The following is a 12,240-nucleotide window of genomic DNA, read 5'->3' as shown; positions in this document are numbered from 1 at the left end:
GGGGCCGAGAGGTCGGACGAGACGGGGTCAGACGAGGAGGAGGCCGGCCAGCGCCAGCCCGAGGGCCGGCGGCATCACCAGGGCGCCGAGCTTGAGGAAGCTCCAGAAGCTCACGTCCTGGCCCTCGCGGCGGATGGCGGTGAGCCACAGGATGGTGGCGAGCGAGCCGGTGACCGACAGGTTCGGCCCGAGATCGACGCCGATCAGCACCGCGCCCGCGACCTTCTCGGGGACATGGGCGGTCTGCACCGCGGCGCCCGCGATCAGGCCGGCCGGCAGGTTGTTGACGAGGTTGCAGGCGACGGCGATCAGCGCGCCGGCGCCCCAGGCGGTCTCGCCCGGCGCGGCGGTGGCGGCCCGCTTCAGGGCGTCGGCGATCATCGCCAGAACGCCGGTCTTCTCCAGCGCCTCGACCAGCACGAACAGGCCGGCGACCAGCGGCAGCACGCTCCAGGACACGTCCTTGACGACCTCGACCGCGCCGCTCCCCTTGCGGAGCGCCAGCACGATGAGGGTGGTGGCGAGCCCCGCGACGAAGGTCGGCAGGCCGAGGTCGCGCCCGAGCGCCGAGGCGCCGATCAGCACCGCGCCCGTCGCCACGATGCCCAGCCCCGCGACGATGCCCGTGCGGGACAGCGCCTTCGCCTCGACGTCGGTGGCGACCGATTGCTGCTTGAGGGTCCCGTTCTGGGTCAGCCGCAGGACGAGGTAGGTCGTCCCGATCGCCAGGAGCGAGGGCAGGCCGAACAGGGCGAGCCAGCGGGTCAGCGGCGGCATGGCTTCCGCGAACACCACGAGGTTCGCCGGGTTCGAGATCGGCAGCACGAACGAGGCGGCGTTGGCGATGAAGGCGCAGATGAACAGGTACGGCAGGGGGTTCTCGACCTTCGCCGCGCGGGTCGCGGCGTAGACCGCGGGCGTCAGCACCACCGCGCAGGCATCGTTCGACAGGAAGACCGTGACCACCGTGCCGACGAGGTAGACCAGGGTGAAGAGCCGCGTCGCCGAGCCCTTGGCGGTGCGCACGGCGATGCCGGCGAGCCAGTCGAACAGGCCCTCCTTCCGGGCCACTTCCGACATCAGCATCATGCCGACGAGGAACAGGTAGACGTCGGTGCCCTTGAGCACGCCCTCCCAGGCGGTCCCGGCCGGGAGCAGGCCGAGCAGCACCAGGGCGAGGGCGCCGGTCACCGCCCAGATCGCCTCCGGCCAGGAGAACGGGCGCACGATCACGCCGAGGGTGGCGAGGGCGGCGATCGCCCAGGTCGCGAGGTTGGGGCTGAGCGTCAGCGCGGCCATGGGGAGAGAAGTCCTGTCGTCACGGTCGGGATGGAGGTATTGCAAAGCTGGTCGATCAAGTCGGTGGGCTTTTAACCCTCCGCGTCATTCCGGGGCCGCGACAGCGGAGCCCGGAATCCAGAACCGCGGAGGGTCGAGAACAGAGCGGATCGCGTGCCGACTTATTCTTTTACATCTGCGGTTCTGGATTCCGGGCTCCGCTGTGCGGCCCCGGAATGACGCGGAGGATGAGAGTTCGGTCTGAGATCGGCCGGTCCGGTGAGGCCTTCTTTCACCATTGCCGCCCGTTCCTGTTCGGGCCGAGCTGCGTCCCCAGCAACCCCCGCGCCTCCCAGGCCCCGAGCGCATCGGCGTCGCTGCCGATGCCGCGGGAGGTCGGCAGCCCGTCGGGATCCGTCGCCGGCTCGATCGCGTCGGTATCCTCGGCCCCGGCGCCCGTCGCCCGCACGGCGATCGCCTTCGCCCCCGCCGGCCAAGCCACTTCCGCCGCGTGGCAGCGCGCGCCGTCCTCCCGCGCCATCGCCTGCCAGGACCCGTCATCGATGCGGAACTCGACCCGCTCCGCCGGCCCGAGCACCAGGGCGCGCAAGGTGAATCTTCCGTCGATCGCCTGGCCGGCATCATGGGTGAGGCGCCGGTCCGCCGGCGCGGTGATCAGCACGAAGGGCCAGGGCCGGGCCAGTTCCTTGAAGCGCCAGCTCACCACCCCGCCGTCGATGGCCGCGACCGCGTAGCCGACTGGGCCCTCCTCGATCTGGCCGGTGGAGCGGGTCGCCGCGTAGACCGTGCGGCCGTCATTGGCGAGTTCGTTGTAGTGGGTGTGGCCCATCTCGACGAGGCGCACCGGTCCGCGATGGACGAGGTCGGCGACGCGGGCGGCCTCGCCCTCGCCCTTCAGGTCGGCGGGGTAGCTGTGCATGAACAGGGCGCAGTCCCGTCCTCTCGCGGCCTCGAGTTCCGCCGCCAGCCAGTCGACCTGATCGGGCCCGAGGCGGAAATCCGGCCCGCCCGAGCCCGGCCCGCACATGTCGAGGAACAGGCAGCGCACGCCCCGGACATCGACGGCGTGGGGCAGGCGCCGCGCGTTCAATCCGGCATAGAAGGCGTCGAGGCTGCCGCCCTCCATGTCGTGGTCGCCGGTGATGACGTGGACCGGCAGGCGGAGACGATCCAGGCCGGCCCGCACCAGGGCGTATTGCTCTGGGGTGCCGTTATCGGCGTTGTCCCCGGGCACGAAGACGAAGTCGAGCCCGTCGGTCTCGTTCAACTGGGCGACGATCGCCGCGAAGTCGCGGGCGTTGTCGGCCTCACCAATGGTCAGGTGCAGGTCGCCGATATGCGCGAAGGCGAGGGGAAGGGTCACGGCTGGCCTCAAACTCCCGCGAGGACGGGCCGACCGGACGGGTCGGAGGGCGTGTCGGCCTGCGCCGGCTCGAAGCCGCGGGTCTCGGGCATCACCATCAGGTAGAGGGCGAAACCCAGGCCGGCGATGCCGGCCAGCGTCAGGAAGGCCGCCGAGTAGCCGGCCGAGACGATGATGAGGCCGGCGAGGGTTGCGCTCAGCGAGGCGCCGAGCCCCTGCGCCGTCGCGACCGCGCCCTGGCTGACGTTGAACCGGCCGGTGCCGCGGGTGAGATCCGCCACCACGATCGGGAACAGCGCGCCGTAGACGCCGGCGCCGATGCCGTCGAGGAGCTGCACCGCCACGAGGTAGAACGGGTTGTTCGAGAAGGTGTAGAGCACGCCGCGCAGGGCCAGCACGCCGAAGGCGGCGAGGAAGATGGGCTTGCGGCCGATCGCATCGGCCTTGTGGCCGACGAACATCGCCACCGGCACCATCACGCACTGCGCCGCCACGATGCAGATCGCGATGAGCGAGGTGGCGTTGTCCTTGCCCGACAGGTGGGTGAGGAGCTGGCCGACCGAGGTCAGCATCGCGGCGTTGGACAGGTGGAAGATCGCGGCGAGCAGCGCGAACAGCATCAGGTACTTGTTCTGGAGCAGCACGGTGAGGCCGGAGGGCTGCTCCTCGCACGCCTTGTCCTCGGCGCAGTCGAGGCCGCGGGCGAGGTCGTTGTCGATGGCGTCATCGGGCACCATCAGCATCGCGCCGATCGAGAGCGCGGCGAGCACGCCCATCAGCCAGAACACCACGATCGGCCCGAACAGGTAGGCCAAGCCCCCCGCCAGCGCCGCCGAGACGGCGTTGCCGGCATGGTTGAAGCCCTCGTTGCGGCCGATGCGCTTGGAAAACAGCTTCGGGCCCACCACCCCGAGGGTGATGGCGGCGAGCGCCGGCGGGAAGATCGCCCCGGCGATGCCGGCGAGCGACTGGGTGGCGGCGACCGCGTAGAAGTTCGAGATGAAGGGCAGGGCCAGGCAGCTCAGGGTCACGGCGAGCGCCGCGGCGATCACGATCATGCGCTTGTGGCGCGAGCGATCGATGAGGGCGCCGGCCGGCGTCTGGGCGATCAGTCCGGCGATGCCGGCGATGGTCATCACCATGCCGGTGGTCGCCTCGTTCCAGCCCTGGTCCGGCCCGCGCACGGCGATGAGGTAGATCGCCAGATAGGGTCCGAGGCCGTCGCGCACGTCCGCCAGGGTGAAGTTGAGCGCGTCGAGCCCGCGGAGGGCGCGGGTCGACGGCTGTCGGTCGGATGACGTGGACGCAGAGGCAGGAACGGAGGTTGCCGTGCTCACCGTGATGTCTCCTTGAGGAAGGACCGACCGATCCGGAGCCGAGAACCGGCGGGATCGCGAAAAGTTGCGATGCCATCGGGATTAATCACCTGCGCGGCGCGTTCCCGCCGCGCAGGCCATCTTGGTCGATCGCGGCTTAGAACCGACGGGGCGGCGGCGGCGGGGCCGCGCCGGGTGGGGGCGGCGGGGGAGCCGCACCGGGGCCGGGCGGCGGCGGCGGAGGTGCGTCGGGGCCGCCCGGAGGACCGGCCTCGGCCCGCGGACCACGCGGACGGGGCGGCGGCCCGCCGACCTCGACCAGGGTGTCCGGGCCGGTCCCGAGCGCCCGCACCTCCACCACCGTGCCGAGCGGGCTCTTCGCCACGCTGCCGCGGAGGCTGACGCTCTGGCCGGCCCGCAGGGTCGCGCTCAGGCGCGCGGCCTCGTGCGGGGGCAGCCGCAGGGTGGTGCCGTCGTCGAGGAGGGCTCCGTTCACCTCGCCCCGGCGGCCGTGCAGCAGGGCGGCGATGCGCCCGCTCAGCACCGTCTCGTCGGCGGCGGGCTCCGGCGGCCCGAGGGTGGTGAGGGTGGCGCCGGTCGCCTCGTTGCGGATCGAGGCCCCGTCGACGAGGGGCAGGGCCCGGGCGCGCATGCCGCGCACCGAGACCGCGTCGCCCGGCTTCACCGTGAACACCACGGCGCCGGAGAGCCGCGGCGGCAGCTTCACCTCGGTGCCGTCGGTGAGGATCAGGCCGTCGACGTCGCCGCGGGGGGTGAGCGTGTACTGCTTCACCGTTCCCTTGGTCTCCGGCAGGGTGCCGGGATCCCAGACCGAATTGTCCTGCGCCGCGGCCGGGCCGGCCGCCAGCAGCATGGCCGCGAGGCCCGCCGCCCGGAGGCGGGGATTGCCTGTCGTCATGGGTGTCGCTCGTCTGCACCGGCGGGCGGCCGGCTCGGACAGCCCCTGTCAACTCCCGTGCCAGATGCTAAGCAATTGAAGAAACTCGGAAATGCTGTGCGGGTGCGGGGTCAGGCGTCGGGATTCGCGACATCCTCCGTCGGGTTTCCCGACATCTCGGGATCGCGCAAGCCGTAGCGCTCGATCTTGGCGTAGAGGAGCTGGCGCTGGATGCCGAGGTGCTTTGCCGCCCGGGCGCGGTTGCCGCCGCTCGCGCGCAGGGCCCGGCGGATCATCGCCTCCTCGAGCCGCGCCACCGCCCCCGGCAAGTCGCCGTCGAGCCAGGCCGGCAGGACGTCCGGCGCTTCGCCCGGAGGGCCGGTCTCCGCGAGACCGAGGTCGTCCGCGCCGATCACCGCGCCGCGGGCCAGCACCGCCGCCCGCTCGATCACGTTGCGCAACTCGCGCACGTTGCCGGGCCAGGGATGGCGCATCAGCGCGGCTGCGGCCTCTGGCCCGAGGCGTTTCTGCCCCGCATCACAGAGGCTCAGGAAATGCTCGGCCAGCGGCAGGATGTCGGCCAGGCGCTCGCGCAGGGGCGGCAGGGTGATCGGCACCACGTTGAGGCGGTAGAACAGGTCCTGGCGGAAGCCGCCCTCCGCCACGAGGCGCGGCAGGTCGCGGTGCGTGGCGGCCACCACCCGGACGGTGACCGGGACGGGCCGGCCGCCGACCGGCGTCACCACCCGCTCCTGGAGCACCCGCAGGATCTTGGCCTGCATCGCGGGCGGCATGTCGCCGATCTCGTCGAGGAAGAGCGTGCCGCCCTCCGCCTCCCGGAAGGCCCCGGGCCGGTCGCCCGTCGCCCCCGTGAAGGCGCCGCGCAGGTGCCCGAACAGCTCGCTCTCGAGGAGGTCGGCGGGAATCGCCGCGCAATTCACCGGCACGAAGGGCCCGCCCTGCCGGCGGCCGAAGGCGTGGAGGGCGCGGGCCGCCACTTCCTTGCCGGTGCCGGTCTCGCCCTGGAGCAAGACCGTCGCGTCGCTGTCGGCGGCGAGGCCGACAGTCTTCTGCACCCGCCGCATCGCCTCGCTGGAGCCGATCAATGCGGAGGCGGGTGCCGGAGCGGGGCCTTGCGACGCCGTGCAGGCCGACAGGGCCAGCATGCCGCCGAGGAGCCCGGCGAGGTCCGCCCGGCCGACCGGCTTCGTCAGGTGGTCGTAGGCGCCGAGCCGCATCGCCTCGATGGTGTTCTCGGCGCTGGCATAGGCGGTCAGCACCGCCACCGGCGGCGGCCGGGGCCCGGCCCGCAGGCGCTGGAGCACCGCCATCCCGTCGAGCCCGCCCGGCATGCGCAGATCGAGCAGCACCGCGGCGATCGCCGGATCGGCCGCGACCCGCGCCAGCGCCTCCGCGCCGGAGGCGGCGAGGACGGGATGGTGGCCGAGATCGCTCACCGTCTCGGCCAGGCCCTCGCGCAGGGCCGGCTCGTCGTCGACGATCAGGATGCGGGCGGGTACGGTGCCGGGGGAGGGGCGGGCCATGGCAGATCGAGCTCGAAGGTCGCGCCGGGACCCGGACCATCGGGAGGTGGGGCGGCGAGCCGCGCCTGTCCACCATGGGCGCGGGCGATCTCGCGCACGATCGCCAGCCCGAGCCCGGTCCCGTCCGGGCGGCCGGTGACGAAGGGCTCGAACAGCCGGCCCCGCAAAGCCTCCGGCACGCCCGGACCCTCGTCCGTCACCCGGATCCGCAGCCTCTCGCCCTCCCGCGTCCCGGAGAGCCGCACCGTGCCGCCGGCCGGGCTGTGCTGGATCGCGTTGAGCACGAGGTTGTCGAGGGCGCGGCGGATTTGCCCCTCGTCGAGGGGCACGGGCTCAGGGGGCGCCGCCTCCACCGTAATCCGCACGTCGTGCGCCCGGGCGAGATCGTCATGGAGTTGGATGCAGTCGCGCAGCACGAGGCCGAGATCGGTGGGGCCTGTGGCCGGCCGGCGCGGCTGGGTCAGGCTCAGGAGGTCGCGCAACAGGCGGTCCAGGCGGGCGACCTGATCGAGCACGAGGTCGAGGGCGGCCCGGGCCCGCGCCGGATCGGCGCTCGCGAGCGCGTTCTCGGCCTTGAGCCGGATCGCCGCCAGGGGATTGCGGATCTCGTGGGCGATGCCGGCCGCGAGCTGCCCGACGGCGGCGAGCCGCTCGGCCTCCGCGGCACGGTGGCGGGCGGCGGCGAGGCGGGTGCCGGCGGCGTTCAGTGCTTCCACCAGCCGGTCGAGCTCGCGCAGGCCCGTCGATTCCAGGCGGGGCAGCTCGCCTTCGTCCGCTTCGCGCCCGAGTTGTCCTTCGAGCCGGGCGATGCGCCGGCCGAGCACCAGGAGCAGCCGCCCGAGGAGCAGGGCCGAGCCGAGCACGGTGGCGGCCAGGAAGCCGAACCCGGCCAGCAGCTGGCCGTAGGCTCGGCCCTCGTCGGTATGGACCCGCGCCATGGTCCAGGCCGTCGCCCCCTGGATCGGACCGCGCAACGGGCAGCCCTGCACCACCAGGGTCTGGGTGCGGGAGGCCCGCCGCGCTGCCACCGGCCGCTCGGCGCTCAGGGCCTCGGCGTTGATGCGCCGGATCGTCTCGATCTCGGCCGAGGGCAGGTCGGTCTTCGGCCCGGTGCCCTCGTAGGTCGGGAAGGCATAGGCCGCCGACCCGCCGGCGGCGGTCCAGATCCCGCCCTCCACCCCCGGATGGCTGGCGAGCGCCGTCACCACCACGTCGGTGAGCTGGTGCTTCAGGGTCTCGTCGGGATCGGCGACGCCGCCGCTCCAGCCGGTGCCGAAGAAGGCGAACCGGTCGCCGATCTCGCGGCAGGCGCGGGCGACCTGAAGCTCGGACTGGGCGACCTGCACGGCGGCCGACTGGGTATAGAACTCGTAGAGCAGGTAGGCGGTGGCCGCCGCCGAGGCGAGGATCAGGACCCAGAGGGCGAGGAGGTGGGCGCGGAGCGAGCGGGGCGGCAAGGTCGGCAGCATGGGACGAGTGTGGGCGGGCGCAGGGGATGGTGCAAACCTCGCGTCCGTGCGCCGGACGGTCGAGGCTTGCCAGCTGGGCCGTAAGACGGCAGGTTCCGCCCGATATAGGCGCTCCGCGGGTGGATGCCCGAGACATCTCTCGTCGGACGATACGGCACGGGACTTCGAACCATGATTGTCGAGAGCGGACATGCCGGGACCGACGGCGCCGGCCAGAGGAGCCTGCTTCACCGCCGGTCCTTCCTGCTCGGCGCGGCGAGCCTCGGCGGGCTCGGGCTCGCCGGCTGCGCGACCACCGACGGGATGAGCCTCGCCGAGGCCTCGGCGCTCTACGGGCCGGTGCCGACCGAAAAATTCCCGATTCCCGCGGTCGACGTCAGCAAGGTCAATCCGAAATACTATCGCCGCACGGTACAATACGCCTCGAAGGAAGCGCCCGGGACGATCATCGTCGATCCGGCCAATTACTACGTCTACCGAATCGAGGAAGGCGGGACCGCCACCCGCTACGGCGCCAATGTCGGCCGCGACGGGTTCCGCTGGAGCGGCGACGCCTATGTCGGGCGCAAGAGCGAATGGGCGACCTGGACCCCGCCCCGCGAGATGATCAAGCGCCAGCCGGAAGCCGCCAAATGGGCTCGCGGTATGCCGGGCGGTCTCGACAACCCGCTCGGCGCCCGGACCCTGCACCTCTACCAGAACGGCGCCTACACGCTCTACACGATCTACGCCAGCAGCGACCCGGAATCGATCGGCTCAGGGATCACCAGCGGCTGCGTCGGCCTGCTGAGCCAGGACATGATCCACCTCTACGCGCAGACGCCGGTGAAGACGAAGGTGGTGGTGCTTCCGGCTTGAGGACCGGGCCGCCGCCGGAATTTGGCATGGTCCGAACCTTGCTCCACACTGTTCCGGCGCGAACCGGGACGGAGCATGGCGGACCTGAGAAGCCTGGAAATCTTTTACTGGACCGCCTCGCTGTGCAGCTTCCGCAAGGCGGCGGAGCGGATGAACACCTCGCAGCCGGCGGTGTCGCAGCGCATCGCGGCGCTCGAGGACGAGTTCGGGGTGCGGCTGTTCGAACGGCGCGCCCGCTCGGTGGTGCTGACGGCCAAGGGGCGCGACCTTCTGCCTTACGCCGAGCGCTTCCTGCGCCTGCGCACCGAGATGATGCAGGCGGTGGCCGGACCCGGCTCGCTGCGCGGCGTGCTGCGCCTCGGCGTCTCCGAGACCATCGTCCATACCTGGCTGATGCGCTTCATCGCCCGGATGAACGAGGCCTATCCGGGCGTCACCGTCGACATCGCGGTCGACATCTCGCCGACCATGCGCGACGCGCTGCTGAACCGGGACCTCGACCTCGCCTTCCTGGTCGGGCCGATCACCATGCCGAGCCTGGTCAACCTGCCGCTCTGCAGCGTGTCGCTGGCTTGGATCGCCGCGCCGTCGCTCGATCTCGGCCCCGGCGAGGTGAGCCTGGCGAGCCTCCTGCGCCACCCCCTCATCACCTACCCGAAGAACACCAACCCCTACGTGCAGTTGCGCGAGATGCTGGCGCAGTCGAACCTGCCGCCGCCGCGCCTGCACAGCAACGCCTCGCTCTCCACCATCGTCCGGATGGCACGGGAGGGGATCGGCATCGGGGTGATCCCGCCCGAGGTGGTGCGGCGCGACCTCGACGAGGGCGCGCTGCGGATCATCGCCCCGGCGCCGTCCCTGCCCGATATCGGCTTCACCGCCACCTATGCCGCCGCGCCCGATTGCGGGCTGGCCGCCACGGCGGCGCGGCTGGCCTGCGAGGTCGCGGCCTCGCCGGATTGGCGGTGATAAGCGTGCCTTATCGAAACCGATGCGAAAAGACGATTGGCCCTTACCTGCTTAAGCGGTGATCATGGCGCATTGCTGGGCACGGATACATCCGGGACAAGGAGCGGCGATGACCCTACCCTTCGATCGGGCGCGGATGAGCGGCGAGGCGGCGCGGCTGGCCTGCCGCAGCGGCGCCATCACCGGCTGCACCGCCGGCATCGCCGACGGCTACGTCCAGGGCAACCTCGCGGTGCTGCCGGCCGACCTCGCCGACGAGTTCCTGCTGTTTGCCCAGCGCAACCCGAAATCGTGCCCGATCATCGGCGTCTCGGCCAAGGGCGAGCGCTCGATCCCGGAGCTCGGCCTCGACCTCGACATCGCCACCGACATTCCCGGCTACCGGGTCTGGCGCGACGGCGAGGTGGTGGCGGAGTGCAACTCCGTCGCGGAGTTCTGGCGCGACGACCTCGTGGCCTTCGTGATCGGCTGCTCCTACTCGTTCGAGGCGGCCCTGGCCGAGGACGGGCTCCCCTTGCGCCACGTCGAGATGGGGGTGCGGGTGCCGATGTACCGCACCAGCATCGCGACCGCCCCGGCCGGCCGCTTCTCCGGGCCGATGGTGGTGTCGATGCGCCCGCTCACGCCCGCGCAAGCCATCCGGGCGGTGCAGATCACCTCGCGCTTTCCCGCCGTCCACGGTGCGCCGGTCCATCTCGGCCGGCCGGACCTGATCGGAATCCGCGACATCGCCGCGCCCGATTACGGCGACCCGGTCGACATCGGCGACGACGAGATCCCGGTCTTCTGGGCCTGCGGCGTCACTCCGCAATCGGTGATCGCCGCCGTGCGGCCGGCCTTCGCCATCACCCACGCCCCGGGCTGCATGCTGATCACCGACCGGCGCAACAGCGAATTCGCGGTGCTCTGACAGATGTCCCCGGTTCTTTCGTCTTCATCTCTTGTTCGCGCATCGTTTCCGTCGTCGGGCTGGTGACAGCCTCGACACGGGCTTTTCAAAGCCGGCGGAATGAGGCTTGGATGACGTCCCCACCTCCTGGAGGCCAGCGCATGATCCGTCGTCGAGAACTCTTGGTGGGGGCAGGCGCCCTGTCGCTCGCGGGCCTGCGCGGCGCCCCGGCCCGGGCGGCGGCACCCGAGGTGGTGGTCGGCGTGCTCTACGCCATGTCGGGCCCGAGCGCGCAGGTCGGGGTGGATGCCCGCCACGCCATCGAGACGGCGCTCGACCTCATCAACAACGACCACGACCTCGACCTGCCGGGCGCCAAGGGCGCGGGCCTCGCCGGCATGGGCGGCGCCAAGATCCGCCTCGTCTTCGCCGACCACCAGGCCGACCCTCAGAAAGGGCGCGCCGAGGCCGAGCGCCTGATCACCCAGGACAAGGTCGCGGCCCTCGTCGGCTGCTACCAGTCGGCGGTCTCGGCGACCGTGAGCGCCACCGCCGAGCGCTACGGCGTGCCCTTCGTCTGTGCCGATTCCTCGTCGCCGAGCCTGCACCGCAAGGGCCTGAAGTACTTCTTCCGCCCGGCCGCCCACGACGAGATGTTCTCGACGGCGATGTTCGACTTCCTCGATTTCCAGCGCAAGCGGGGCCAGAAGGTCGATTCGGTCGCCCTGTTCTTCGAGGATACGATCTACGGCGTCGATTCCTCGACCGTGCAACGCAAGCTCGCCGCCGAGCGCGGCTACAAGCTCGTCGCCGACGTGAAGTACAAGAGCAACTCACCCTCGCTCACCGCCGAGGTGCAGCAGCTCAAGACCGCCAATGCCGACGTGCTGCTGCCGACGAGCTACACCACCGACGCGATCCTGCTGACGAAGACCATGGCCGAACTCGGCTACAAGCCGAAGAGCATCATCGCGCAAGCGGCCGGCTTCTCCGAGAAGGTCACCTACGACGCCGTCGGCGACAAGCTCCAGGGCGTGATCTCGCGGGGCAGCTTCTCCCTCGATCTGGCCGCCAAGCGTCCGATGGTCGCGACCGTGAACAACATGTACAAGGCCCGGGCCGGCCGCGACTTCAACGACAATTCCTCGCGCCAGTTCATGGCGATGATCGTGCTCGCCGACGCCCTCGACCGCGCCGGCTCGACCGATGGCCAGAAGATCCGCGCCGCGCTCGCCGCCACCGACATCCCGGGCACCCGCACGGTGATGCCCTGGACCAAGGTCGCCTTCGGGCCCGACGGCCAGAACACCCATGCCGACCCGGTGCTGCTGCAATGGATCGGCGACAAGTTCGTCACCGTGTTCCCGGAATCCGCCGCGGTGGCGCCGGCCAAGTGGCCGATGAACGTGTGAGGTGACGCGCTTTCCTCTCTCCCCGCGGGCGGCAGGGCCTTCCGGGGGAGAAAATGGCGCAGGTTTCCCCTCTCCCCGCGGGCGGGGAGAGGGCTGCTGGCCCCTTGTCGGGGCAGCAGCAAGCGGAGGCGAAGCCGGAGCGAGGGTGAGGGGGTGGTGCCGGAGGAGCCGCATCCGGAGACACCCCCTCACCCTCGCCCTGCGGGCTCGCTGCATCTCCTGA

Annotated in this window: 10 protein-coding genes; 4 read left to right on the top strand and 6 right to left on the bottom strand. The window is 71.5% G+C overall.

Annotation, left to right across the window (positions count from 1 at the left end; translation table 11 throughout):
- Nucleotides 1-27 precede the first annotated feature (27 nt).
- The 6 genes from AC3AOF_RS10770 to AC3AOF_RS10745 all read right to left on the bottom strand — a co-directional run bounded on the left by AC3AOF_RS10770 (nucleotide 28) and on the right by AC3AOF_RS10745 (nucleotide 7,889).
- A complete protein-coding gene (locus tag AC3AOF_RS10770; RefSeq protein WP_488348515.1) occupies nucleotides 28-1,299 on the bottom strand; it encodes an arsenic transporter in 1,272 nt (423 codons plus the stop codon).
- A gap of 271 nt (nucleotides 1,300-1,570) precedes the next feature.
- Nucleotides 1,571-2,662 carry a metallophosphoesterase family protein gene (locus AC3AOF_RS10765; protein ID WP_488348514.1) on the bottom strand — a complete coding sequence of 364 codons (1,092 nt, stop codon included), beginning with the start codon at nucleotides 2,660-2,662 and terminating at the stop codon, nucleotides 1,571-1,573.
- A gap of 8 nt (nucleotides 2,663-2,670) precedes the next feature.
- Nucleotides 2,671-3,999 (bottom strand): MFS transporter, encoded by a 1,329-nt coding sequence (locus tag AC3AOF_RS10760; protein WP_488348513.1) that lies wholly within the window; start codon nucleotides 3,997-3,999, stop codon nucleotides 2,671-2,673.
- 136 nt (nucleotides 4,000-4,135) lie between these two features.
- Entirely contained in the window at nucleotides 4,136-4,897 is a 762-nt protein-coding gene (locus AC3AOF_RS10755) for a hypothetical protein (protein ID WP_336886959.1), read from the bottom strand.
- A gap of 110 nt (nucleotides 4,898-5,007) precedes the next feature.
- Entirely contained in the window at nucleotides 5,008-6,420 is a 1,413-nt protein-coding gene (locus AC3AOF_RS10750; RefSeq protein ID WP_488348512.1) for a sigma-54-dependent transcriptional regulator, read from the bottom strand.
- The gene (locus tag AC3AOF_RS10745; protein ID WP_488348511.1) at nucleotides 6,378-7,889 is read right to left on the bottom strand and encodes a sensor histidine kinase; all 1,512 of its coding nucleotides are present in this window, start codon (nucleotides 7,887-7,889) and stop codon (nucleotides 6,378-6,380) included. The genes AC3AOF_RS10750 and AC3AOF_RS10745 overlap by 43 nt, the downstream gene beginning before the upstream one ends.
- A 171-nt stretch (nucleotides 7,890-8,060) precedes the next feature.
- On the opposite strand from AC3AOF_RS10745, the gene AC3AOF_RS10740 reads away from it, so the two are divergent.
- The 4 genes from AC3AOF_RS10740 (at nucleotide 8,061) to AC3AOF_RS10725 (ending at nucleotide 12,017) form a co-directional block, all read left to right on the top strand.
- Nucleotides 8,061-8,747 (top strand): L,D-transpeptidase, encoded by a 687-nt coding sequence (locus AC3AOF_RS10740; protein WP_236992302.1) that lies wholly within the window; start codon nucleotides 8,061-8,063, stop codon nucleotides 8,745-8,747.
- Between the two features lie 75 nt (nucleotides 8,748-8,822).
- Nucleotides 8,823-9,716, top strand: coding sequence for a LysR family transcriptional regulator (locus tag AC3AOF_RS10735; RefSeq protein WP_488348510.1), 894 nt, complete (start codon nucleotides 8,823-8,825; stop codon nucleotides 9,714-9,716).
- Between the two features lie 109 nt (nucleotides 9,717-9,825).
- A complete protein-coding gene (locus AC3AOF_RS10730; RefSeq protein ID WP_488348509.1) occupies nucleotides 9,826-10,626 on the top strand; it encodes a putative hydro-lyase in 801 nt (266 codons plus the stop codon).
- Nucleotides 10,627-10,766: 140 nt separating this feature from the next.
- On the top strand, nucleotides 10,767-12,017 hold the full coding sequence (locus tag AC3AOF_RS10725; protein ID WP_488348508.1) for an ABC transporter substrate-binding protein: 1,251 nt from the start codon (nucleotides 10,767-10,769) through the stop codon (nucleotides 12,015-12,017).
- Nucleotides 12,018-12,240: the final 223 nt, after the last annotated feature.

This window comes from Methylobacterium sp. 142-1Y, assembly GCF_057747795.1.
This window is presented reverse-complemented; position numbering and strand designations above follow the sequence as displayed.

What these genes read in the sequence shown, in the direction of transcription:
- AC3AOF_RS10740 (WP_236992302.1), top strand. Translation starts at nt 8,061, where the DNA reads ATGATTGTCGAGAGCGGACATGCCGGGACCGACGGCGCCGGCCAGAGG.
- AC3AOF_RS10750 (WP_488348512.1), bottom strand. Translation starts at nt 6,420, where the DNA reads ATGGCCCGCCCCTCCCCCGGCACCGTACCCGCCCGCATCCTGATCGTC.
- AC3AOF_RS10770 (WP_488348515.1), bottom strand. Translation starts at nt 1,299, where the DNA reads ATGGCCGCGCTGACGCTCAGCCCCAACCTCGCGACCTGGGCGATCGCC.
- AC3AOF_RS10745 (WP_488348511.1), bottom strand. Translation starts at nt 7,889, where the DNA reads ATGCTGCCGACCTTGCCGCCCCGCTCGCTCCGCGCCCACCTCCTCGCC.
- AC3AOF_RS10725 (WP_488348508.1), top strand. Translation starts at nt 10,767, where the DNA reads ATGATCCGTCGTCGAGAACTCTTGGTGGGGGCAGGCGCCCTGTCGCTC.
- AC3AOF_RS10730 (WP_488348509.1), top strand. Translation starts at nt 9,826, where the DNA reads ATGACCCTACCCTTCGATCGGGCGCGGATGAGCGGCGAGGCGGCGCGG.
- AC3AOF_RS10735 (WP_488348510.1), top strand. Translation starts at nt 8,823, where the DNA reads ATGGCGGACCTGAGAAGCCTGGAAATCTTTTACTGGACCGCCTCGCTG.
- AC3AOF_RS10755 (WP_336886959.1), bottom strand. Translation starts at nt 4,897, where the DNA reads ATGACGACAGGCAATCCCCGCCTCCGGGCGGCGGGCCTCGCGGCCATG.